At 50.3% G+C, this 24,314-nt stretch carries 17 protein-coding genes; 4 read left to right on the forward strand and 13 right to left on the reverse strand.

Going from position 1 to position 24,314, the window contains the following annotated elements; genetic code table 11:
- Positions 1-59 precede the first annotated feature (59 nt).
- The 8 genes from mobA to mnmC all read right to left on the reverse strand — a co-directional run bounded on the left by mobA (position 60) and on the right by mnmC (position 10,629).
- Positions 60-647 (reverse strand): molybdenum cofactor guanylyltransferase, encoded by a 588-nt coding sequence (gene mobA / locus L3J94_00920; GenBank protein MCF6217316.1) that lies wholly within the window; start codon positions 645-647, stop codon positions 60-62.
- Positions 647-1,885, reverse strand: coding sequence for a molybdopterin molybdotransferase MoeA (locus tag L3J94_00925; GenBank protein ID MCF6217317.1), 1,239 nt, complete (start codon positions 1,883-1,885; stop codon positions 647-649). Before L3J94_00925 ends, mobA begins: the two co-directional genes overlap by 1 nt.
- A 6-nt stretch (positions 1,886-1,891) precedes the next feature.
- Positions 1,892-2,422: a molybdenum cofactor biosynthesis protein B gene (gene moaB, locus L3J94_00930; GenBank protein MCF6217318.1), complete on the reverse strand. Its 531-nt coding sequence runs from the start codon at positions 2,420-2,422 to the stop codon at positions 1,892-1,894.
- A 91-nt stretch (positions 2,423-2,513) separates the two neighbouring features.
- The gene (locus tag L3J94_00935) at positions 2,514-5,936 is read right to left on the reverse strand and encodes a DUF1631 family protein (GenBank protein ID MCF6217319.1); all 3,423 of its coding nucleotides are present in this window, start codon (positions 5,934-5,936) and stop codon (positions 2,514-2,516) included.
- Positions 5,937-6,080: 144 nt separating this feature from the next.
- Positions 6,081-6,998, reverse strand: a complete 918-nt coding sequence (gene xerC / locus L3J94_00940; protein MCF6217320.1) for a tyrosine recombinase XerC — start codon at positions 6,996-6,998, stop codon at positions 6,081-6,083.
- Between the two features lie 3 nt (positions 6,999-7,001).
- Positions 7,002-7,646 (reverse strand): DUF484 family protein, encoded by a 645-nt coding sequence (locus L3J94_00945; protein MCF6217321.1) that lies wholly within the window; start codon positions 7,644-7,646, stop codon positions 7,002-7,004.
- Positions 7,643-8,473 carry a diaminopimelate epimerase gene (gene dapF, locus L3J94_00950; GenBank protein ID MCF6217322.1) on the reverse strand — a complete coding sequence of 277 codons (831 nt, stop codon included), beginning with the start codon at positions 8,471-8,473 and terminating at the stop codon, positions 7,643-7,645. The genes L3J94_00945 and dapF overlap by 4 nt, the downstream gene beginning before the upstream one ends.
- Positions 8,474-8,643: 170 nt before the next feature.
- The gene (gene mnmC / locus L3J94_00955; GenBank protein MCF6217323.1) at positions 8,644-10,629 is read right to left on the reverse strand and encodes a bifunctional tRNA (5-methylaminomethyl-2-thiouridine)(34)-methyltransferase MnmD/FAD-dependent 5-carboxymethylaminomethyl-2-thiouridine(34) oxidoreductase MnmC; all 1,986 of its coding nucleotides are present in this window, start codon (positions 10,627-10,629) and stop codon (positions 8,644-8,646) included.
- 124 nt (positions 10,630-10,753) lie between these two features.
- On the opposite strand from mnmC, the gene L3J94_00960 reads away from it, so the two are divergent.
- Entirely contained in the window at positions 10,754-12,100 is a 1,347-nt protein-coding gene (locus tag L3J94_00960) for an adenosylmethionine--8-amino-7-oxononanoate transaminase (protein ID MCF6217324.1), read from the forward strand.
- Between the two features lie 465 nt (positions 12,101-12,565).
- Here the strand turns inward: L3J94_00960 and L3J94_00965 are convergent, their stop codons facing one another.
- Positions 12,566-13,432, reverse strand: coding sequence for a YicC family protein (locus tag L3J94_00965; GenBank protein MCF6217325.1), 867 nt, complete (start codon positions 13,430-13,432; stop codon positions 12,566-12,568).
- Between the two features lie 290 nt (positions 13,433-13,722).
- Here L3J94_00965 and L3J94_00970 point away from each other — a divergent pair, with 290 nt between their 5' ends.
- Both L3J94_00970 and L3J94_00975 read left to right on the forward strand, forming a co-directional pair.
- Positions 13,723-14,706, forward strand: a complete 984-nt coding sequence (locus L3J94_00970) for a serine/threonine protein kinase (GenBank protein ID MCF6217326.1) — start codon at positions 13,723-13,725, stop codon at positions 14,704-14,706.
- Between the two features lies 1 nt (position 14,707).
- A complete protein-coding gene (locus tag L3J94_00975) occupies positions 14,708-15,679 on the forward strand; it encodes a protein phosphatase 2C domain-containing protein (protein MCF6217327.1) in 972 nt (323 codons plus the stop codon).
- Positions 15,680-15,714: 35 nt separating this feature from the next.
- Here L3J94_00975 and radC read toward each other — a convergent pair whose 3' ends face one another.
- Complete coding sequence (gene radC / locus L3J94_00980; GenBank protein ID MCF6217328.1) at positions 15,715-16,389, reverse strand: DNA repair protein RadC; 675 nt, start codon at positions 16,387-16,389, stop codon at positions 15,715-15,717.
- A gap of 127 nt (positions 16,390-16,516) precedes the next feature.
- Between radC and coaBC the strand changes: the two genes are divergently transcribed.
- Positions 16,517-17,728 carry a bifunctional phosphopantothenoylcysteine decarboxylase/phosphopantothenate--cysteine ligase CoaBC gene (coaBC, locus tag L3J94_00985; protein ID MCF6217329.1) on the forward strand — a complete coding sequence of 404 codons (1,212 nt, stop codon included), beginning with the start codon at positions 16,517-16,519 and terminating at the stop codon, positions 17,726-17,728.
- A 150-nt stretch (positions 17,729-17,878) separates the two neighbouring features.
- Here the strand turns inward: coaBC and L3J94_00990 are convergent, their stop codons facing one another.
- Genes L3J94_00990 through L3J94_01000 form a run of 3 tightly spaced genes read right to left on the reverse strand, consistent with a single transcriptional unit; the run spans position 17,879 to position 24,297 of the window.
- Complete coding sequence (locus tag L3J94_00990) at positions 17,879-18,346, reverse strand: chemotaxis protein CheW (protein ID MCF6217330.1); 468 nt, start codon at positions 18,344-18,346, stop codon at positions 17,879-17,881.
- A complete protein-coding gene (locus L3J94_00995) occupies positions 18,339-23,387 on the reverse strand; it encodes an Hpt domain-containing protein (protein MCF6217331.1) in 5,049 nt (1,682 codons plus the stop codon). Before L3J94_00995 ends, L3J94_00990 begins: the two co-directional genes overlap by 8 nt.
- A complete protein-coding gene (locus tag L3J94_01000; GenBank protein ID MCF6217332.1) occupies positions 23,377-24,297 on the reverse strand; it encodes a protein-glutamate O-methyltransferase CheR in 921 nt (306 codons plus the stop codon). The genes L3J94_00995 and L3J94_01000 overlap by 11 nt, the downstream gene beginning before the upstream one ends.
- Positions 24,298-24,314 lie beyond the last annotated feature (17 nt).

Genomic DNA, 24,314 nt, shown 5'->3' on the forward strand with positions numbered 1-24,314 from the left:
AAATCAATTTGGCCAATATACCCTAATCCCCCGATAGAAACACGCCTGCTGCACGACGATTACTCTTGGTTTACGGCCTGAACCTGTGCCAGGGTATTAATATTTTTGAAGGGTTTATCACTTTGATAATGGGTGATAGCCGGTTGTTGCTGTCGCATCCACTCTTGAACACGCCGCTCACCACGGTTCAGGTAGTTGAGTAGTGATGGCTGCAGTGAGCGGTGCATCAGGCAGCAGAGTGGTTGTATCCCCCGGGGTGATTCGACGATAGTGAGCGGGTTCTGTTGTTGGTTTTGGCTCTTGATTAGGCGAGTCACCAAATCTTTTGGAATCAGTGGGGTATCACAAGGGCAGAACAACAGATAGGGTGTATCAATTGAGTCAAAGGCGCTGGCTATACCGGCGAGTGGCCCTCGATAATCGGGCCAGCGGTCCTGACAGAGTGTTAATTTGTATTTACGGTATTGTTGTTGATTGCGGTTGATGTTGATAGCGAGCTGTTTCAACTGGGGTTGCAGGCGAGCTAACAGATGTTCAACCAAAGGGCGACCCTGATACTCCTGTAATCCTTTATCACCACCGCCCATACGTCTGCCGCGCCCACCGGCCAGAATGACGCCGCACAGGTTGCCGATTTCAGCTCTCATCAGCTGAAATATGCACTGTAGGGTATAAACTCCAGGGAGTCGCTCTCTGAAACTGCCTGCTCCTCAGGGATAACCACTAACCCTTCACTTTGAGTGAGAGAACTCATCATGGCAGAACCTTGTTGTGGTAGTGGCACTATCCTCCCCTGCTCAATATTGGCTCGCAGGTATTCGCGGCGGCGGCCCGGTTTGTGGCTGAACCCGGCGGGTAGCGTTATTGAGAGAGGTGTGTGGTGGTGGATGCCTTGCATGCTCTGTAGATAGGGGCGGACAAATAGGCAGAAGGTGATGAATGTTGCAACCGGATTACCCGGAAGACCAAAAAAAGGGGTCTCCTTAACAGTGCCATAGGCGAGCGGTTTGCCCGGCTTAATGGCGATGCGCCAGGAGTCGATTGTCCCCAATTGTGCCACGGCAGCTTTGACGTGATCTTCATCCCCTACTGAAACACCGCCACTGGTGATAATAAGGTCTGCCTTTGCCGCTTCACGCAGTGTATCGCAGATTGCCTGCAGGTGATCTGGAACCACTCCCAGGTCAATCACCTCATGTCCCTGAGTTTGTAGAAGGGCATTAAGGACGTAGCGGTTACTGTCGTATATATGACCACTTGCACGCAGCTCTCCCAGTGGTGTGAGCTCATCACCGGTTGAAAATATCGCGACCTTAAGCGGACGTGTAACGGTGACGCGTGCCAAACCCAACGTAGCGATCATGCCAAGCTCTTGTGCTCTGATCTTTTGCCCCTTGGAGAGCAGCTTGTCACCACCGGAAACCTCTTCACCCTGGCGGCGAATATTGGCACCCTCCTCTATTTGACCAGGAAAAATAACCCACCCATCTTCAATATTACACGCCTCTTGAGGGATAACAGTATCGGCACCGGTTGGCAAGGGCGCACCGGTGAAGATGCGCGCACAGCTCCCTTGCTTAAAGGGTTGCACCGCAGCGCCAGCAGGAATCGTCTGCGCTATTTTAAGTCGCCGTTCATGGCTGCTTTTGAGATCATTAAGGTGAATGGCATAACCATCCATGGCGCTATTATCGACGGTGGGCATATCGAATGGGGAAAAAATATCTTCGGTAAGCACCCTGCCCAGCGCTTTTTGAGTGGGTATCGATTCGTGTTGTGTGATCAACGGTGCACTGTTGAGAAAGAGCGATAGCGCCTCCTCAACCCGTAGCAGTTTTCGGGCATGCTCTTCACAGATATCCATGGGTTTGTCAGAGGTGTTCATAACCGTTTAACGCTCTTTGAGGCGGGGAATCAGGTTGATAAAATTGCAGGGTGTGGTGCGGCTATCCAGCTGCTGTTGAAGGATACCATCCCATGCCAGCTTGCAGGCACCACTGGAGCCGGGGATACAGAAAATGAGGGTGCCATTTGCCACCCCCGCCACTGCCCGTGACTGAACTGTTGAGGTGCCAATATCATCCAGAGAAAGAAAACGGAATATTTCACCAAAACCATCAATATTTTTATCAAATAGCGGCATCATGGCTTCAGGGGTAATATCACGCCCGGTCATCCCCGTTCCGCCGGTAATGATGACCGCTTGTACTTCATCATCGGCAATCCATTGAGAAACCTGGGCGCGCAACTGATAACGATCATCAACCAAAATCACCTTTTCAGCAAGCATGTGCCCATGCTGGGTGAGACGCTCGACAAGTATTTTACCTGAGCTGTCGGTCTCTTCAGTACGGGTATCTGAAACGGTTAATATGGCGATATTAATGGCTTTAAATTCAGTATGCTCTGGCGTATGTGCCACTCTGCTCTCCTACTCTGTTCAGTTTCTATCTTTTTACTATGCATCATTGTACAGAGTTTAACCAGTGGCGCGCTTGGTGTGAAGGGAGTCTTTATGAGTTATTCGGATGAGTGTTACTTTCAATTTTTGTATGCAGGCTATCAATGAGCTGGGGGCGCTGTATGGCGTATCCCTGCGCATAATCAACCCCAATTTGTCGCAAAACCTCAAGCGAAGCGTTGCTCTCCACACATTCGGCGATAATTTTTTTACCCATAAAGTGGCCAATTTCGGTGACTGATTTCACCATCGCGTGGTCACTTTTGTTGTTGACAATATCGCGCACAAAAGAGCCATCTATTTTGATGTAATCGACTGGCAGGTTTTTCAGGTAGGCGTAAGATGACATGCCGGTGCCAAAATCATCCAGCGAAAAACTGACGCCACACTGTTTTATTTCATTGATAAATTCAGCGGCACCAGAGAGATTTTCGATACCGGCCGTTTCGGTTATTTCGAAACAGATGTGTGAGGCGGGGAGTTGCGATGCCTTTAGCTGGTCCATGATAAAAGGGATAATCTTGTCATCATTTACCGACAGCCCAGAGAGGTTGATGGCGATGCCACCTAGTCTATCCAAGTGTGAGGGGTGATTCTTAAAGAATTTTAGTACGTTGCTGATTACCCAGCGGTCAATCTCCGGCATACGGCGGTATCGCTCTGCGGCGAGTATGAAGTGTTCGGGGGAGACGAGGCTGCCGGTTTGGTCGGTGATCCCCAGTAGAATCTCTGCATGTGGTCGCAGTGTTTTATCAGTGACCGGAACGATGGGCTGATAGCGCAACATCAAGCTGTTGCTGTTGAGTTTGTCATCTATTTTGGATGCCCAGTAGATGACCAGATTACTTTTTTTCAGGTCATGGTCATCAGCTTGAATGACATGCAGCTGGTTAACACCCCTCCCCTTAGCCAGGCGGCAGGCGGCTTCAGCGGTCTGTAACAGGCGAGTGGCCTCGTGTTGCTCCAGATTGATAGGGACTACGCCACTACAGAACGATACCGCACTTCTACTCTCTTCATAGATAAATTGATACGCTCTCAATGCGTCTTTGAACTGCTCGGTAATCGTAAGCGCATCATCAACCGTGAACGCTTTTAGTAACAGGGCAAACTCATTGCCACCCACCCGTGCTAAAAGCCCTCGCTCTGCCAATACCTCTTCGAATATATTGGCCACTTCTATCAGTAGCTTATCCCCTGCTTCGTAGCCAAAAGAGTTGTTAATAACATCAAAATAATCCAGGTCGTAGTAGCAGATAATGTCTTGGCTATCTGATGGTGTGGAGTGTAGCTGTTTTAGGCTTTTCTCAAACTCTCGCCGGTTGACCAACCCGGTAAGGGCATCGTGGGTGGTTTCGTGCAGGAGCTTCTCATTGAGCTTCTGCAGCATACTGTATTGTGCTCGATCAAACGCGCTGTCATCGGCATTATCAAGCACCACCGCCGCACCGCTGTATAGCTGTAGCGCCAAAATATCGACCTTGATGGTGCCTTGCATTTGCCCTTTCAGGTTAACAAAAGCGTAGTCGGTAAAATCATCTGAAACCCAGGTCAGGCAGAGGCGCTTGGCATCGCTGTCGCCCGCATCAAACAGAACCCAGTCCCCTCTCCTCATGCGCCGAATGCGTTTTCGCCACTCTTTTAACTGCTCTTCATCGGTATCGGGGCTCTGTATGGATAAGCTGTTGATCTGCAGTGAGGGGAGCGTGGCGTGGTCACTACAGGCATGAAGAGCATCACTGAGGTTGTGTTGATAAGCCTTATCCTGAACATGCAGTAGAGACTCTACCTTTTCCAGTAGCTGTGTTACCAGCACAGGCTCCATGCTTTGTTGTTGCGAGAGTTGCTGCAACATACTTTCAATGTTTTTTCGCAGGTCCCCTTTGAGGTTGTCCAACTCCTGATCGTTGTAATATTCCAGCTGGGTCAGCTTGTTGATAAAACGTCGTGCCAGATGGTCTGAATCGTAGAGAATGGAGTCATCTTGGAGTGCTTCATCCAGCATAGGCAGCTCAAGCTTACCCAGCCACTCTTTTACCCCGTGGGTGATTTGGCTATCTTGATACATCTCTTCGTAGAGTGTGCCGGTGGTCTCCATAACCCGCATCTCTTCAGGTGAGAGGGTTTTTCCATCATGGCGGCTCTCAATCTCCTGCAGCAGCTGCAGTGTGATGGAGCGCTGTGTTGACTCCTCACTGGTCGCTACTGGAGGTGTTGCATGTTGGTTTGAATTGAGTTTTTTAAGTGTCTCAACAAGCTCTTGTGGCGAGTAGTGGTGGTGGCTCTCATGATGATGCTCTGTCGGCTCTTTTTGCGTTGTCTGATGGAGGAATTGTAGTGTCGATATCAGGTTATAGAGCTCTTCTGACTCATCTGCTTGCGGGTTATTTTTTCTCTTTTCGGCGGTGGGCTCAGCAACGCTGTTTTTGGGGTTGCTGGGTGTTGATGCCGTGGTTTTCTTAATCGAATAACTGATCTCAGACGGCAAGCCAAGCGCAATCATTCGTTGACTTACCTGCTGATAAACAGAGCCCATACCGTCGGACAGGGTGTCGCGAAATATTCTGCAACAGGCCGAATAAACCTCATGATTCAGGGTGAGGCTTTTGAGTGCCCCCTGATAGGCATTGGAGATAGACTCTGGCCCCATTGGGTTATTGCGGGCAGAGATGGTATAGCCCAGTAGTTGCGTGAGGCGCTGCTCAATACCGACGAGCTCTTGGTGGTAACATGACTCTATTTTGTTGGCAATATCTGAGCGGGCAATCCAGTCATTTAGCTCATCATCATTCACCAGTGAAAAGTCTTCGGCCTGTTCTAGGTTATTGGTGGGCTGAGCGGGTGAGCTTGGCTGCGTGGAGCGCTCGGCCAGCACCTGTTGCAAGGTTGTCAAAAAGTCATTTTTGAAGCGTTTTCCGGCCGGCCCGTTAAACTGCTCAATCACACTAAAGTAGCTGTTTTGTTGAATGTGAGTGTCGGCGTTTTTAGCCAGGCTCATCAACGCTGCCTCCTGCTTCAGCAGATAGTCATCAATAACATCCTGCATTTTTTTCATTAGCAGCGTGGCGATTTCAGAGTAGCTGTCACCGGCTTTCTGGTCGGTGACTGCGAGTGGTGTGGCTGCGGGTTGTTGTGCTACGGCGTAGTTTAAAATGCTTTGCAGAGTGGTTTTGTTGGGGTTGAGAAAGGCAACACCCAGGCTGTTGCTGGTCACACGTATTACCCGTGCTTGCAGGTGGTGGGAGTGGCTGAGGTTGTCTGGCAGAATGAAGTTGATATCAATGACTTCATGATGACTCACCGGCGTAGTGTTTGTACCCATATGGCCTGTTACCAGATACATGCCACCGATACAAAAATCATAAATTTCAACGACTTGTTGGGATGGCAGGGCGCGAGTAATGGTTGCTGGCAGCTTCAAGGTATAACGGGTATGAGCTCGTTTGTTGTTTTCTGTTTGCTGCCCTACGGTCATCTAAATGCTATTCCCTGCGCGGGTGTTTTGTTGTCTATGCGCCACTATTAATGGTTACTACACAATAAATCGGAACATGTTTCATGTTCTTGATCAAACCACTCACTTAAATCCACAGGCCGTTGAAACTGCGGCTTTTGGTGCTCATGGTGATGGTTTTTTTTTGGCCCTTGGGTGTGCTTTATCATACACCTCGGCAAGGTGTTGAAAGTCGAGGTGGGTGTAAATTTGGGTAGTTGAGATGTCGGCGTGGCCGAGCAGCTCTTGTACAGCGCGCAGATCACCACTGGATTCGAGCAGGTGGCTGGCGAAGGAGTGGCGAAGGCGATGGGGATGTACGTTGGCCATAAGCCCCTGCCTTAAGCCCTGTTCTTTAATGCGCTTTTGTACCGCGCGGGGGGTGAGACGCTTACCCTGTTTGCCGACGAAGAGTGCTGTTTCGTCGGTGTTGGCAAGGGAGGGGCGAATCTTGAGCCAGTCACGCAGCGCGGCAACTGCTTTACTACCCACCGGCACTTCGCGGGTTTTGTTGCCCTTTCCCAGTACGCGCACCATGGCGCTGTTAAGGTCGAGACCACTCATATCCAGTGTGACCAGCTCAGTGAGTCGTAAACCACAGGAGTACATCAGCTCGATCATGGTGAAATCACGCAGTTGCAGCGGATCTTCGGGGTCAATGGCAGGGCCATCCAGCAGCTGGCTAATTTCATCAACATCGAGGGTTTTGGGTAGCTTTCGCCCTCTCTTGGGGGCGCTCACCCCTTGCGCTGCGTTGTTGTTTAGGCGCTTTTCTCGAATGAGATAATTGAAGAAGGAGCGTATTGCCGAGAGCTCACGTTGCAGGCTACTGCCTGCTAGGCCATTACGGTGTCGCCATGCTATATAGTGGCGAATGGCGGCGCTGTCGAGCTGTCTCCAGTGCTCAATTTTCTGCTTATCACAATAGCGTTGTAGCTGCTTGAGGTCACGCTGGTAGTTGTTACGGGTGTGGGGTGAGAGTTGTCGCTCATTGCTGAGGTGGCCGATAAAATCACTGATCCAGTCGGCTTCGGAGGCATCCACTGATTAGTTTAAACGCGCTAAAATTACTTTGACCACGGCGGCAAGCTGCTTGAGGTAGTCGGTGGCAACATCTTTGTGAAAGTGCTCGCTGTCGTGGCTGCCGATGGCTAGCAAGCCCGCTTCACCCAGCGAAATGAGCGCAACAGAGTCGATTCCATCGGCCATTTCACCAAACAGTTGCTGCTTGTTGCTCTCTGCGGGGCTGCCGCACTTCACACCCTCTTGTTTAACGATTTGGTAGAGATCTTGCCAGCCAGGCTCAATATCCCCTTCACGCAGGTGCAGGGTGACGATATCAGCTGCAAAGTCATCATGTAGCCGTTTTTTTAGCTGCGTGATGAAAGCCTCTCTATCTTTTTCAAGTAACAGAGCCAGCGTAAGGCTGTTGAGGCGTTTATTCAGGCTATCATTATCCCGGGCGATGGCAATCAACTCTTGCAGGTGCACCTTGAGTTCGCCCTTTTGCTCGCGCAATATTTTGACCTGGCGTTCAATCAATGAGACTCGATTGCCCGACTGCACATGGGGCACCTCCAGCTCAGCCAGCAGTGCCGCGTTGTCGTTAAAAAACCCAGGGTGGTTACGCAAATATTCGATGGTTTGCTTCTCTTGCTCTTCCATCGTTGCGCTTTTTTGTTGTGAACTCATAACACCATACTACCTTCAAAAACAATGACCGCCGGGCCACTCATCTCAACCGATTGACCCTCACCAGGCCAACGGATCATTAAATCCCCCCCAGGGAGGGAGACCGTAACAGACTCATCCAGCCAGCCGCGCATTCTACCAGAAACCACCGCCGCACATGCGCCACTGCCACAAGCGAAGGTTTCGGCAGCACCCCGTTCATATACTCGCAGTTTGATATGCTGTGGGCTGAGCCGCTGCATAAAGCCTACATTTACCCGGTTTGGGAAACGTGGGTGTGACTCCAGTAAGGGTCCTAGCGTTGTGACGGGTGCCTGCTGAATATCATCAACCGCGACCACCACATGGGGGTTGCCCATCGAGACCGCTCCCACCTGCCATGTTTTGCCGGCAACATCAATTTCGTAACGGCTGGCCTGCTGTGGTGCATCGAAAGGGATCTTGGCGGGTTGCAACTGCGGCACCCCCATATCGACTCGCACCTGCTCATTTTCCAGCAAGTGGAGCGTCATGTTGCCAGCGCAGGTTTCAACCACGATGACATTTTTATTTGTCAGCCCCTTATGCCGCACAAAGCGCGCAAAACAGCGGGCACCGTTACCACACTGCTCCACTTCGCTGCCATCGGCATTCAGAATCCGGTAGCGAAAATCAACGCCGGGTAGTGCTGTTTTTTCCACTAGCAACAGCTGATCACAGCCAACACCAAAGTGACGATCAGCAATAAATCGGGCTTGCTCCGATGTCAGTTCAACCGCTTGGTTGATGGCATCAATCACCACAAAATCGTTACCCAAGCCCTGCATTTTTGTAAAGGATAAATTCATTGTGGTAGCTTACCCTCTCTATTGAGAGATTGAAACTCTGCCGCTGTACGGTCATCATGTGTTTTTGAGTAGGTGCTGCACATTGTGTTGAGTGTGATAGTCCATATATGATGGTGATACCCCCCACCCGTGGCCGCGTGGTTTATTATCAGAATCGGTGACTACTGCGTTCATAATGATGCCTCTGTTTTCCACTTGCCTCGTTTCAGGTCTCGCACCAGAAAACGTGCCGGGTTGAGGGCATCCACCAACGTTTGTGGCAGGGGGAGTGGCTCGTTGTTAATCTGGCAGGCTAGCAATTCGGCACAGAGCAGTGCGCTGGTTATCCCTCGTGAGCTCAAACCACCTAAAATGTAGAGGCCATCCAGGTGGCGTGGGCTGGGGTAGCGCGCAGGGCGATGTCCGTGACAGAGCGTGGCATAATCTTTTACATAAGCGTGATGATTCGGTATCGCCCCCACCAGTGGTAAACGATCTCGGGTGGTCGCTCGCAGTCCTACCCGCTCCTTGCCCTGTTCGTGGATATTGATGTATTCAAAAAAATTGCTTTGGCGTGTTTTCAGCAGCATCAGATTATGTTGCCGATCTTCTATACGAATGCGGCTATCACGGTCATTCACGCCATAACTGGCACCCACGACGTGTTGATTGCCTATGGCGGGTAGTAGGTAGCCCTCGTGGCAGACGGCACACTTGAGTTTTTTACTCTGCTCGGAGGCTGTCAGCAGGCTGATTTGACCACGGGCAATGGTGATGGGAAAAGGCTGGCTCTGTTTGAGGTGTTGAATGCCATCGCCAGCAGCAACCACTACAATATCTGCCTCCAACTCACATTGATCAGTGATTAATCGCCAGCCCTTTCCACTCCGCTCCAGGCGCTTAACCGTTGTGTTGTAGTGCTGCTCTGGCTGTGACTGCTGTAATAAAAATTCACATAACTTGCCTGGGTCTAACCAGCCACCCTGGGGGAAAAAGATTCCGCCGGTGTGTTGTGGAATACCACTCTGCTCACTGGCTTGCTCTCTATCCAGGTGTAGCGCAATGGCGCTCTCGCCCAGTAGTTTGATAATGCCTTGCTGGCGTTGTTGGCGTAAATCATCATATGCGAGTTGCAGCAACCCTTTACCCAGCAGGCCAAACTGCTTACCCGCCGCTTGCCACTGGGAGAAACAGCGAGTGGTGTAGAGGAATGCACTGAGGTAGAAGCGGCAGTAAGGGCTTAAGTCATTGCTGAGTGCCGGATAAAAAGCGCCTGCTGGATTACCGGAGGCACCCTGAGCTTGGGCGGGGTGTTGATCTACCACCGAGACTTGCCAGCCGTGGCGTGAGAGCTGATATGTACAGGCTGCTCCGGCAATACCGGCACCAATGATGACGGCTCGTGGTGTTGAGTTTGTTTTGAATGCGGGTTTAGGTAGATCAAACCAGGGGGCTTTACTGGCGGGTTTAGTAGCGTGTGGCAAGAGACCCCGAAGCATCTCTCGCTTGCGGCCAAAGCCCTTAACCTTTTGCACCTCAAAGCCGGCAGTCTGTAAACCTCGCCGCACCTTTCCGGCGGCGGTAAAGGTTGCGAAAGTGCCTTGGGATGCGGTGAGTCGTGCCATCTGCTGGTAGAGGCGATCACTCCACATTGCGGGGTTTTTGGCTGGATCAAAACCATCCAGAAACCAGGCGTCAACCCGGGCGTGCAGGCTGGGCAGCACCTCGCTGATATCGCCAAATAACAGGGTTAAGCTAACATTATCATCAAGTTGCAAGCGATGGGTGCCCGCAACCGACGCGGGATAGGCCGCTAACAGCTTTTTTACCAGTGGTTGGAGTGATGGCCATGGGGCGGTTGCACGGCATAAATCGTCATGGGTGAGTGGATGGCCCTCTACCGATATAAAGTGTAGCCGCTGACTGGGTTGGCTTTTTTTGCGCCATAATTGCCATGTCAGTAAAAAGTTAAGTGCGGTACCAAAACCGGTTTCGGCAATGGTAAAGTGGCCACCCTCCTTCCAGCGTTGTGGCAGGTGATTTTGCTCTAAAAAAACGTACTGACTCTCCTCTGGCCCTAAACCCTGGGAGAAATAGATATCATCATAGTCGGTTGCGCGGGGAGTCTGCTCTTGCCATTGAAGTTTAGGGGGGGGGATGTAGAATGATTCAGACATCACACCACTATAGCGGTTTTAGCAGATAGCTTCACTCGTAATAAACACCCTATTTCTGTCCGATGACTAGTACATCAACCACTATTTAGTCCGACCTACCCTTTACCGATAAATAGGAACTGTTATGAATAACGCTGACCTGATTCAACGTGACCTTGCGGCCATCTGGCACCCCTGTAGCCAGATGAAAGACCATGAATGGTTACCCATGACACCGATTAAACGTGGTGAAGGGGTCTGGCTGGAGGATTTTGATGGTAATCGTTATATCGATGCCATTAGCTCGTGGTGGGTCAATATTTTCGGCCATGCCAACCCGCGTATTAATGCGGCACTACGTGAGCAGATGGAAGATCTGGAGCATGTGATTCTTTCCGGCTTTACCCATTATGCTGCCATTGAATTGGCCGAGCGCCTTATTAAACTGACACCTGAGGGGCTCAACCGCTGCTTTTATGCGGATAATGGCTCCTCAGCGGTGGAAGTGGCACTTAAAATGAGCTTCCACTACTGGTACAACACTGGGCAGAATAAAAAGAAGCGCTTTATCAATCTCTCCAATAGCTACCATGGTGAGACGCTGGGTGCGCTGGCGATGGGTGACGTGGCGCTTTATAAAGAGATCTACGCCGAGTTGCTACTAGAGCCGATTACGGTTGCTTCACCCGACTGTTTCTATCGTGACGAGGGCGAGAGTGAAGAGGCTTATAGTCGTCGCATGTTTGTGCAGATGGAGCAGACACTGGAGCAGCATGCTGATGAGGTGTGTGCCGTGATTATTGAGCCCCTGATCCAGTGTGCAGGCAATATGCGTATGTATCACCCAGTCTACCTGGAGTTGTTGCGTGAGGCCTGTGATCGTCACAATGTCCACCTGATTGCAGATGAGGTTGCGGTGGGCTTTGGCCGCACCGGCACCTTGTTCGCCTGCGAGCAGGCCGATATTACCCCGGACTTCATGTGTCTCTCTAAAGGGCTCACCGGTGGTTATTTGCCGCTTTCAGTTACCATGACTACCGATAAAATCTACGACGCTTTTTATGATGACTACGATACCTTGAAAGCCTTTTTGCACTCTCACAGCTATACCGGCAACGCACTCGCTTGTCGTGCCGCACTGGCGACGCTGGATATTTTTGAGCAGGATAATGTGATTGAGAGTAATCGGCACCTTGCGCGTCACATGCAGCAGGCGACTGCACATTTTGCGGAGCATCCAAATGTTGCCGAGGTACGCCAAACGGGTATGGTGCTGGCCATTGAGATGGTAAAAAATAAAAAGAGTCGCGAGCCATTCCCATGGCAAGAGCGACGTGGTTTGATTGTTTACCGGCACGCGCTTAAGCACCAGGCGCTGTTACGCCCACTGGGTAATGTTATCTACTTCATGCCCCCTTATGTGATCTCTACGGATGAAATTGATCACCTTGCTGAGGTGGCATGGCAAGGTATTCAGCTTGCTTGCGAGTAAAGCACCACAAACTCTGCGGATACTGTTGTCTTTTGTCTTAAAAGACAACAACATACCTAGAGTCTGATTATTTTTAGCAATATTGCAAATTGGCGGTTGAAATGTATGGACACTGCTCAGGAAAGCGACTAGATTCGACTCATCCGGTCTGAACGCGAGTGACAAATAAAGGGTTATGGGGATCCTGTCATTGGCGGCCGGTATAATATTATAACTATATAGACTAGAGAGAGGATTGTTGCCATGGAACACCTGACTATACCCTTTTATGGGATTGTAGCTTTTTTCACCATACTGCCGCTGGTTATTGTTATTATGGGCTTGATTACCAAAACCGTAAGTACTGAGAGTGAGTTGGAATATAATCACTAAACGGCTTGTGTCGGTTTTATGGCCTTAACGGGCTGTTTCCGCTTAAACCCCCGCCAGATTAATTTTGGCGGGGGTTTTTAGTTATAACCCTTTCTACTCTATATTTTGTATCTGTTCGCGAGCCTGCTCAATCAGCACTTTTAGCTCGACTGCAGCGCGGGTAATCTCTGTATCGACCGATTTTGAGGCAATGGTATTGGCTTCGCGATTGAACTCCTGCATCAGGAAGTCGAGCCGGCGACCACAGAGGCCACCCTTGGCGAAAATATGAGCCACCTCCTTAAGGTGTGCCTCAAGACGATCCAGCTCCTCATCAATATCACTCTTTTGTACCAGTAACAGTACCTCTTGCTCGAGGCGGTTATTATCAAACGCTTCACTCAGTTCAGCCAGTTTTTGTTGCAGGCGGCTTTTTATAGCACTGCGGAGTTGCGGCATCCGCTGACGAATCAGCTCGAGCTGCTGTTGAATGCCGCTAGCGCGCAGCTCAATGAGTTGCTGTAGGTTGCTCCCTTCCCGCTGACGGTTTTCAACCAGTTGTTGCAGTGCTTGATCCAGTAACGCCATCGCGGTGGTTTCGAGTGGCTTGAGGTCGAGTGGCGGAAATTGCAGCACACCCGGCCACTTCATCACCTCAAGGGAGCTGACAGGGGATGGGCTATATAGAAAGCCATCCACGGTGCGACTGGCCTGTGCCAGTTGCCGGGCCAGTGGTTCGTTAATTGAAAATTCACTCTCTTGCGGAGTGGCGGCCTTAAAGCGTAGCTGACACTCTACTTTCCCCCGCTTCAGGCTGTGGTTGATGCGCGCTCTTATTTTTGGCTCGAAGAGACGAAATTCATCTGCAAGACGGAGTTGGCAATCAAGGTGGCGCTGGTTGACTGCCCTTATTTCCCAGCTGAGCTCTCCCTGGGGTGTTTGGGCTTCACTGCGCGCAAAGGCGGTCATGCTGCTAATCATGGGTTTTCCCCTCGCAACAATTCATGTCACTGTTCAGCGTATTCATCTTTTACCTCAACTCTGGGTTATTTTCGTACTCAATCGGTTACATAGGTTCAATATGCTCCCTCTTTCCGTGTGAAAATGCCTTGATTTGAGGCAAAATCTAAACACGCTGAATAGTTACAAATTCATTATAACTATACCGAGAGCGCTGCACGATTTATACTTCCCGTCGCATCTTTCCATACTGTGAATGAAATATTCCAATTAGCATGAAAAGAAAACCCTACTTTAACCGATAGTTTTTTATGAACCAAAAAGTTAAAACGCTCAAAGCGGGCTGTATCGTCGATAATTACCAGATTCAAGAGGTGATAGGGACGGGTGGGTTCAGCGTGGTCTACAGTGCAGCTGATCTGGAAAACAGTAACCAAAAGGTGGTGATAAAGGAGTACATGCCCAGACGGTTGGCGATGCGCGAGGAGAATGGCAACGTTGCCCCGAAAAGTGAGGCGGATATTGCCTTGTTTAACCAAGGGCGCAGCCTGTTTCTTCACGAGGCGCGCACCCTGGCCAATATCAAACATGAAAACATTGTTGATGTGAGTAATTTTTTCAGTGCCCATGAGACGGTCTATATGGTCATGGGTTACGCCGAAGGGGTGAATTTACGCGCTTATATTCGTGACCATAAAGGGGGGATGAGCGAGCGCTTTATTCGTACCATCTTCAGTCGACTACTTGAGGGGCTCAAACATATCCATTCGATGGGTATTCTTCACCTCGATATTAAGCCAAGTAATATTCATATCTGTCGAGGTGGTGTGCCGGTTCTTCTCGATTTTGGTGCGGTACACCAGCAGCATATCAGCCGTCAAAATAAACCGGGGCAGGTGGTATCACCGGGCTACTCGCCCTATGAACAGTGTCAGCCCGGGGGGTATATGGGCCCATGGTCTGACATTTATGCGATTGGCACTACCATGCGCGCCTGTATTGAAGGGGAGTCCCCTATTCCGGCTAATCAGCGCATGGAGCATGACAAACTCAAGCCGATGCTATCCCTCTATCGAAAACGCTATTCAGAGAGTTTGTTGACGGCGATAGATTGGGCAATGGAGCCAGACCCGCTGTTACGGGCACAGAGTGTTGATGAGTTTCTTAATGCGCTGAATGATGGGTATGGCGAAAATGAGAACACGCCTGATGACACACAAGATGCCTTCATGGAGTGGGTGAGCGACAACCTCACCAAAATTCGCACCGCACTCTCGAGTTTTAATAAGGACTAGGATGAAATATCAGCTTGGTACCGTCACTCGTATTGGTAATCGTAAAGAGAACCAGGATAGCTATGGCAGCTTCTCTAATGGTGAGGCGCTAGTGATGGTTGTTGCCGATGGAATGGGTGGTCACCGAGGGGGGCTGTTGGCCTCTCAGACGGTTATTCGTTGTGTCGCCTCCTCATTTGAAAAAGAGCAGGGTTTAATAAAAAATCCGGTCACTTTTTTACAAAAATTGGTACTGGAATCCCATGCCGAAATTAACCGTGTCGGTATCCGTCAACAACCGCCTATCCAACCTCGTACCACTGCTGTCATTTGCTTGGTTCAGGCCGGTATGGCTTGGTGGGCGCATGTGGGTGATAGCCGCCTCTATCTTTTTCGTCAGAGCGAGCTGATGTTTCGAACCCGCGATCACTCTCGCATAGAAGAGCTGATGCAGGAGGGTTCATTGACCGCTCAACAAGCGTTGACGCATCCGGAGCGTCACCGGGTAACGCGCTGTCTGGGTGGTTTAGAGGCGATTAAATCGATCAGTGTTAGCAAAGCGGTGCCCTTAAAGATGGGAGATATGGTGTTGCTCTGCACCGATGGGCTGTGGAGCGCAATGGGTGACCAGAAAATTGAAACATTGGTTAATGGCTATTATGTCGATGATATGGCCAGCAAACTCGCCACCGAGGCGGATAAGCGATCAGCACCCCGTGCTGATAATATTACGATCATACTGATGCGCTGGTTAAGTGCTAGCCAGAACATATTACCGGCCTTGAAAAGGCAGGCGGCAGTGAGTGTAGAAAACCCCACCGTGCTCAGACCACCTGTAATAGACAAGCGTCCAGCAGCGGCTAAGGCCCCAGCCCCTGCAAAGGAGGAGAGCCCAATAGCGGATAAGAGCCCAACAAAATCGAAGGATGATGTCAGCGATGCGGTCGATGCGTTAAAGGCGATTTTTGATGAGTACAAAAAAGAGTTAAAATAGAAGCGCTTACCCCCTGCTGCCTTGTTAGACCAACCCTACAGCAACCCTTTTTCGGCAAAAGAGAGCGCCTCGCCATCCCCTACAATAAAGTGATCCAATACCCGGATATCCACCAGCTTTAAGGCGTTGCAAATCTGCTGGGTAATCTGTTTGTCTGCCAGACTAGGCTCTTTTATACCCGAAGGGTGGTTGTGGCTCAATATCACGGCGGCGGCATTATATTGAAGTGCTTTTTGCACGATAATTCTGGGGTAGATCGCCGCGCCATCAATGGTGCCATTAAAAAGCTCTTCAAATTGGATGACCTGATGACGTGTGTCCAAGAACAGGCAGGCAAAAACTTCATGTCGATAGTGGCGTAGCCGAGCACTCAAAAATTGCCGAGTAGCATCGGGGCTGGCAATGGCATCACCCCGCTGCAAAGACTCAAAAAGATAACGACGCCCCATTGCCAATACGGCTTGCAGTTGGCCATATTTTGCCTCGCCTAGCCCGGCACCCTGACAAAACTGCTGCTGATCAGCGCGAAGCAAAGCATTGAGTGAGCCAAATTCATTGAGCAGTTCACGGGCAAGATCGACCGCGGTCTTTCCACGGGTGCCAGTACGCAAGAAAATAGCGAGAAGCTCTGCATCGGAGAGTGCATCGGCACCCCGAGCAAGTAATTTTTCGCGGGGCCGCTCTTCTTTGGGCCAGTCGGTAATTGCCATAATCTCTCCCTGTATTATGGTGGTGTTCGATTTAGCCACAAAGGGTGACTTACGGTGATCTTTTTCGTGTAAAGATTTCTAATCCTGTATAAAGTAGCGCAAACAACCTGAATTGTTAATGAAATTGATGAGTCTACTCGACAAAAAACATATTATCGTGGCGGTAACGGGCAGTATTGCCGCCTATAAATCGGCCGATCTGGTTCGTCAGCTGGGCAGCCTTGGGGCAGAGGTGCGGGTCGTGATGACCCGAGGGGCTTGTGAGTTTATTACTCCAATGACTTTTCAGGCGCTCACAGGCAACCCCGTGCATCTCGATCTACTCGACTCTGCCGCTGAGGCATCCATGGGGCACATTGAGTTGGCGCGTTGGGCGGACCTTATTTTGATCGCACCGGCGAGCGCCAATACACTGGCACGTTTAGCGGCTGGGATGGCGGATGATCTATTGACGACGCTCTGCCTGGCAACCTCTGCGCCACTTGCTCTTGCCCCAGCGATGAATCGTTTGATGTGGGAGAATAAGGCGACTCAACATAATGTAGCGCGGCTGCAACAGCGTGGGTATAGCTGCCTTGGTCCCGCGAGTGGACAACAGGCGTGTGGTGAGGTTGGGGCGGGGCGGATGCTGGAGCCTGCTGAGTTGGTTGATGGTTTGTTACAGCTGTTTAAGGGGCAATCTGTGATGGCGAGCATCAAACTTGTGGTGACCGCTGGCCCGACCTATGAAGATATTGACCCGGTGCGTTACATTGGCAATCGCAGCTCCGGAAAAATGGGCTACGCAATTGCTGCTGCTGCTGCTCGTTCAGGGGCCAGTGTGATATTGGTGAGTGGCCCAGTATCACTTGCTGTGCCGCCAGGCGTGCAGTGCAAAAAAGTACGCTCAGCTCAAGATATGCAGCGCTGTGTGCTCTCCCACCTTGCCGGTGTTGATATTTTTATTGCTGCCGCTGCCGTTGCTGATTTCAGACCCACAACTTTCTCAGAGCAAAAGATAAAAAAGGGTGAATCCGAGCAGGTACTGACACTAACGGCTAATCCGGATATTTTACGTTGTGTAGCCGACCAAGAAGGTGCTCCCTTTACGGTGGGTTTTGCAGCTGAAACGCAGCGTGTTGAACAGTATGCACGTAGCAAGCTGGCGGATAAAAAGCTGGATATGATTTGTGCTAATCGGGTAGGCAGCGCAGAAGGTGGCTTTGAAAGTGATAAAAATGCACTGGATATCTATTGGCAAGGGGGTGGGACGGCGCTGCCAATGAGCGATAAAACGTTGCTAGCAGAGCAGCTACTAGCCGAGGTAATGCTCCGTTATCAGCATAAAATCACACTATGAAATATCCGAGCTAAGAGGCTGCCGGACTGAGGTGATCATAGCGAGGGAAAGCCATTTTGAGTCCATTTTTTGATCGCTTGAGGCGAATATTGGGCATATTCAACGAAAAGGACCGGAGAAATGGGCCGGAATGGCTTTTCCGCAGTAGATTCACTCTAAGTCCGACAGATTCCTAGCCAGCGCCTCTTCAATGGCATACAGGTTGGGCACCAAAACATTTTTTTTACCCAGTGGATATTGGGCATGAATGTAGCGGCTGCTGTGCTCTTCAGCAAGCGCATTATCGATAACATTTTCGAGTAGTTTCATCAGGTGAGGGTTGCCTGCAGCTGCAACTGCAACGAAAGCGATTTCACTGTCGTCGCTGATACTGTTGAGCACCACAATGCGCGGGTTTTTATTGAGCACCGCGTTGTCACCCGTTATAAGTGCGTCAATATCAATCAATGGCAGGCTGAGGCCTCGCCATTGAATGAGCCCATGCACCCATAAGGGGGCAGAGGCGAGTGGCTCGAGACCATCGAAACGGGTCACCTCTGCAACTGCCATATTGGGTAGCAGCAGGGTTGAGCGACTCAGATAGATGAGTTGTGCACGCAATATATGCTGATTACTCATGGTGACTACCTATCTCCCAGCCAGTTAATTTAGCAATGCTCTCAAGCAGCTCCTGCTCGTTATAGGGTTTGCCCAGATAGCGATTTACGCCAATGCGCGCCGCTCGCTCTCGGTGTTTTTCGCCGGTTCTGGAGGTGATCATAATAATTGGGGTCTCTTTCAGCTTTTCATCACTACGCAGGTGTGTCGCAAATTCAAAGCCATCCATTCGCGGCATCTCAATATCCAGCAGGATGATATCAGGACGTATCTCCTGGACCTTTTCAAGCGCGTCAAAACCATCGTTTGCGGTGCTAGCAAGCATTCCATTTCGTTCAATAAAGCGTGAACTCACCTTCCTTACTGTGAGTGAATCATCAACAATCATTACAGATAGCTTGGGCTTCACCTCTTTATTTTGCTCGGCAAGTGGCTGTAGTGCCTGCTTTTTCCCCTGGTGTGTAAGGTGTGCACGCAAGGCGGCAGCCAGGTCGATTATTAGCACCACGTTACCATCGGCCATAATGGTGCCGCCTGCGACAGAGGGCAGCGCACTGGCTTGAGGGCCTAATGGCTTCATGACGATTTCATGGTGCCCCTGCAGCCTATCGGCATGCAGCGCCAGGTTGTGGTCATTAAGGCGATATAGCAGCAGATAGGCTTGTTTGGCGCGTAGTTTTTTAGCCCGCTTGTGTCCCATCACCTCTTCCAGGCTGAGTAGCTGGTAGTCCACCCCATCATGATGCAAGGTGGGTTGCTCTGCTTCTAGCTGTGTAAGGTATTTATCACCACTCATGCGGGCAAGGCCAAGAAAGCCATTCAGCGGTAACCCGTAGGTGCAGTCGGCAACTTTGGCCATTAAGACATGCTGTATCGCTAGCGTGAGCGGTAACACCATGGAGAAGGTTATGCCCTGCTGGGGGGTGGAGCGTAACTGTAGTGAACCACCCAGCTGTTTAATCTCGGTGTTGACCACATCCAGCCCTACACCACGACCGGAAATTTGCGTCACTTCGCTGGCGGTTGTAAAACCTGGTTCTAAAATATATTGGTAAATATCAACATCACTGAGTTGTTGACTATCTTGTAAGTCAAGCATCTCCAGTGAGATGGCTTTGTGGGTGATTTTGTCACGATCCAGGCCGGCTCCATCATCACTTAGCTGGACACCAATCTGGTTTGCCATCTGCTCCAGGGTGATGGTAATGGTGCCATTTTTAGGCTTTTTGTTTTTTTGGCGCTGTTGAGGAGACTCAATACCGTGATCAACCGCATTGCGTAACAGATGCTCAAATACCGGTAGTAGGCGATTGAGTATGGCACGGTCGAGCTCTATGTGTTCGTTGATAATCTGCAATGAAACCTGTTTGCCAAGTGCTTCTGAGGTTTGGCGAATAATACGGCGCAGTCGTGGCGTGATGCTGGAAAATGGCACCAATCTGGTGTGCATCAAGTTATCATGTAACTCACTATGGCGACGCTGTTGTTGCTCAAAGAGGACCTCAGTATCACGCACTTGGTTTTGCAGCAGTTTATGCAGGCTTTCGAGATCGCTCATCCCCTCCGTCAGGCTGCGAGCCAGTTGGTGAATAGTCGAAAATCGATCCAGCTCCAGTGAATCAAAATCATCATAGTGACTGGGGTCGATCTCGACACTGCGGTGTTGCATATGGGTTTCAGCTTCGATCTCTAGGCTGCGAACCTGGTGATTTACCCGGATGATGGTTTGTTGCAGTTCATTTAGATTATAGCTGGCAGAGTTTAGCTTCTGGCTAATACGGGACCGAAAGACACCCAGCTCTGCAGAGTCGTTAACCAGTGTGTCGAGCAGCTCCGAACGAAGCCGAACAAGCTCACCTGCGGACTGTTTTGCCTCCACCCAAACCGGCTCATGTGTGGTGTTATTACTCTCATCAGTGGTTTCGGCTTTATCGTCATCAGTTGCATATAACAGCTCGGGATTGGCGATCCACTCTTCGATTTGTGCTAATAGGGTGTCTGCCGCAACGGGTGTGCGATGCTGTTGCACGGTTTCAATCATGGATAACAGCTGGTCATGCCCCTGCTGCAGGAACAGCATCAAAGACTTCGGAATTCCTTTTTGTTGCTCATTTAATAGCTCAAGCAGAGATTCCAGCTCATGGCCGAGGTCACCCACTGAGCTAACATTGGCCATGCGTGCACTCCCTTTGAGGGTGTGCAGGTCTCGGTGGAGCTCTGCTATCCAGTCGCCACTTTCACGATTATTCAGGTTTTCATGCAAGGTTGCATCAATGCGCCCCAGTAGTTCGACGGCCTCCTCGAGAAATATCTCCGTCACCTCATCAAATTCAGCCGGGGTGGAGGTGGGCTCCTCGGTCTCTTTATCAGGGGTGATTTCACGGGGTTCTGGCTCAGCTACGGCGGACTCTTCTGATACCATTTTTTGTGCTTGCTCAATAAAGGCAGCAACTTCAGTGGCGCGGGACTCCCCCTCACTAAATGCCGTGATAAGTGATGGGATAAGCTCTTCAGCACGGCTAATCAGCGCAACCAACACCTCGCTATCGTCAACTTTTCCCTCAATCTTTTCATTGAGTTCTTTTTCAACACTCCAAGCAAAGTCACCAATCTCCATCGCATCGACCATGCGCCCACTCCCCTTGAGGGTATGGAAAGCACGGCGGATCTCTTCAAGGGCCACTTGGTTATTGGGGTTGCTGGAGTAGAGCGCCAGCTGTTGAGAGATAATCTTGAGCTGTTCGTTGGCCTCTTCGATGAAAATTTCGATAATTTCATCATCTGAGTCATCAATGCTGGTATCTGCTTGGTTTTCTGTATCAGGTTGTTCTGTTTCTGTTTCTGTTTCTGTTTCTGTTTCTGTTTCTGTTTCTGTTTCTGTTGCGGAGTCTATCCTAGCCTCACTGCTCACCGGTGCGACAGTCGCTGTGCTGGGGGTGGTATCGATGTCATCACTTGCCAGCGCGTCTGCCTGTTGGCTGAGGGTATCAACATCAGCTGTGTGCGGTGTTTGTGTGCGTAGCGATATAATCAGTGCGGGCAAAATCTGGACGGTTTTCTGCAGAATTGCAAAGATTTCACTGCACGGCTTGAGTGTTTCAGCGATTACTTTATTGAGTAAGCGTTCAATTGACCAAGCGAGTTCCGCAATTTCATCTGCACCCACCAGTCGACCACTCCCTTTTAGGGTGTGGAAAGAGCGTCGCAGCGTACTGAGTGCTGCTTGGTCATCATGGCTTTGTTGCCAGCGTGCCAGCTGGATAGTGATACTCTCCAGCTCTTCTTCAGCCTCCTCCAGGAAGACCTCTTGTATTTCATCCAGCTCATCGTCCTTAACATAAGGCACCGCCTGGGGTTCAGGCTCAGGTGTGGCGATCTGTTTTTCGGGCCTAATATCACGCTGTAAGGCATCCAAGCTGTGCTGAGCAAAGCTAAGTATTTCAGGGCGATCACTGCGGTGCTCAATCAGCGCTTCTAGGTAGTACTCAATTCCGGTGATGGTATCGGCCAGCAGGTTAATATTGTGCTGATTGACAGCGTCTTGTTTGCCTAGGAGGTGCTGGCTAATGAGCTGGCTGATCTTCTCCAGCAGTGTCGACGGCTGCTCAATGCCCAGCATCAGCAATCCGCCTTTTATTCGGCTGAGCAGTGAGGGAACTTCGGTAAGCAGAGAGCTGTTTTCTCTAGTTTTGGCAAATTGAATGACACGCTCTTTTACCTGTGCGATCTCCTGCAGTGCTTCGCGCACCACATCCATCATCAGTTGATGGTATTCCGGGTCTTGGTCAACGCCTTTGATGTCAGACTGCTCTCGGGTGTCGAGTTTGCTATGATCTGCTAGGGAGCTGAGTGAAGACTCCACAGAAAGCAGTGCGCTGGCCACCTTCATTAAGTGGCTATCATTAAGCTGGCCACTCTCATCAATCAAGCTATCAATATACTCACTCTGTTCAATAATACGGTTACGCAATACACCCTGGCCCAGCATGCCGAGTGTGTCACCAACCTGGCGGAGGTTTTCCCTCATCTCTTCGATATTAAGCTCGGCTTTATCTGGATTGCGAACAAAGAGATCCAACGTATCCTTTATTTTGAGCAGCTCCTCTTTCAACGCCTGAGAGACGGTGTCAAGCAAGTTACTATCCAGTCCACCGAGCTCTCCTGAGGAGCCATCGTCTAGCTGCTCTTTGCTGGGTAGCAGTTGCGCTAAGTTAAATGTTTTCTGTATTTCATTGACCAGTACACTCTCTTGATCACTGTGGCCAATGTAGAAGAGCATATTTTTTGTGAGCTGTGCGGCATGCTTTGGGCTGTAATCCTCTTTTTGGTCGATGAGCTGCTTGATCTCACGGTCAATCTGCCCGATTAACATCTTGATGGCGGTGCTCAGCTCGGTGCCACCCAAGGTAATGGTTTCAAATAACCCTCTGGCAACCCACCAGACCTGGGCATTATCAGGTTGGTGTGCTTCAATTTTATCCAACACCTCAGCCATCTGTCTCAGTGGTTTGTGTTGAGTTGGGTTGCGATACCAGATAACCAGATTGGCTTGGAATTGGTGACGCAGCTTTCGTAGTGCTGTTTCACTCTGCTGCTTCTCTTCCTTTTCCGGTCTACTGGGAGCGGCTGTGGAGAGGTCGGGTGAAAAGAGTGAGTTGCTACTGAGCAGGCTTTGGCTTCGACTGGCACGCAGGTCGTTGAGTAGTGGCAGCAGGATAATGGGTACATCGGTATGACCAGAAGAGATCCGTTCCAGGTAGCCCGGCATGCGCAGAATGGCACCGAGTAGTACGGCATAGGCATCATCACGCTGACTGATCTTCTCATCAAGCAGTGCCTGAACAACTTTTTCCATCTCTTCAGCAAGTAGCTCAGCGCCATATAGTTCGAGTATTTTCAGCGTGCCACGCACCTGATGCAGGTAACTGGCACAAAAACGGAGCTGGGTAATATCACTGGGTGTTTCTACATAGCTTTCGAGGGCATTTCTGGCTTGATCCAGTGTCTCTTCAATCTCCCCTTTAACCCATGATAACCCACTGAAGTCGCGATTATTGTTCATGGATGGTCTCCTTCGTATAGGCAAGGGCATCATAGCCGTGAAGTCGTTGCATTTGTGGGTGTTTCCAGTCAATTGCTTCACCCACACCGATAACAAGAATACCGCCTGGGTTGATATGTTTTACCAGCTTATCGAGAATGGTGTGACGAAGGTTTTTGTCAAAATAGATCAAGACATTTTGGCAGAAGACAATATCCATCTTGTGGATAGTACTCTGATCCATCTCAAGCAGATTGAGCATATTGAAACAGACACGCTTGCGCACCGCCTCATCTACCTGGTACTTGCCGCCCTCTTTTTTTGTTAGATAGCGCGCTAAAAGTGGCTGTGGGAACTCTTTGACACGCAGCGCGTCGTACACACCTTTACGTGCTTTTGCCAGGGCTGGCAGGCTGATGTCGCTGCCGACGACGCCGTAGTAGATGTTGGGGTGAAACCTCTTCAGGTAGTCATCCAGTGCAATCGCTAGCGTGTAGCTCTCCTCTCCTGTGGCACAACCGACACTCCAGGCTTGGAGGTGGTTTTCACCCAGGTGGCTCCTGATATAGTCGGGCAAGAAGGCTTCCGTTAGCAGTTTAATAGAGCTGGGGTGGCGAAAAAAACGTGTTTCATGAATAGTCAGGCGATCAACCAGTGTGGTCCACTCAATCTTGCCATTACGCCCCGAGAGCAGGTACTGGTAGTAGTCGCTATAGCATGTAAAGTCCAGCTCACGCATACGCAGCCGAACCCCGGTGGTAAGGAACGATTTGCGCGCATACCGGACATCCATGCCCGTACGCTGCTTGAGCAGACAGCTCCACCGCAGGAACTCCTGGTCATCCATTTCATTGATGCTGTTCATCCAGTCGGGTGTCTCAGCCATAGTCTGTTGTTCAATCACGTTATAACCGATACCTGCCATCAACATAGCTGTGAAGTCTATAT

Source organism: Gammaproteobacteria bacterium, from assembly GCA_021647245.1.
Taxonomy (GTDB): domain Bacteria; phylum Pseudomonadota; class Gammaproteobacteria; order RBG-16-57-12; family RBG-16-57-12; genus JAFLJP01.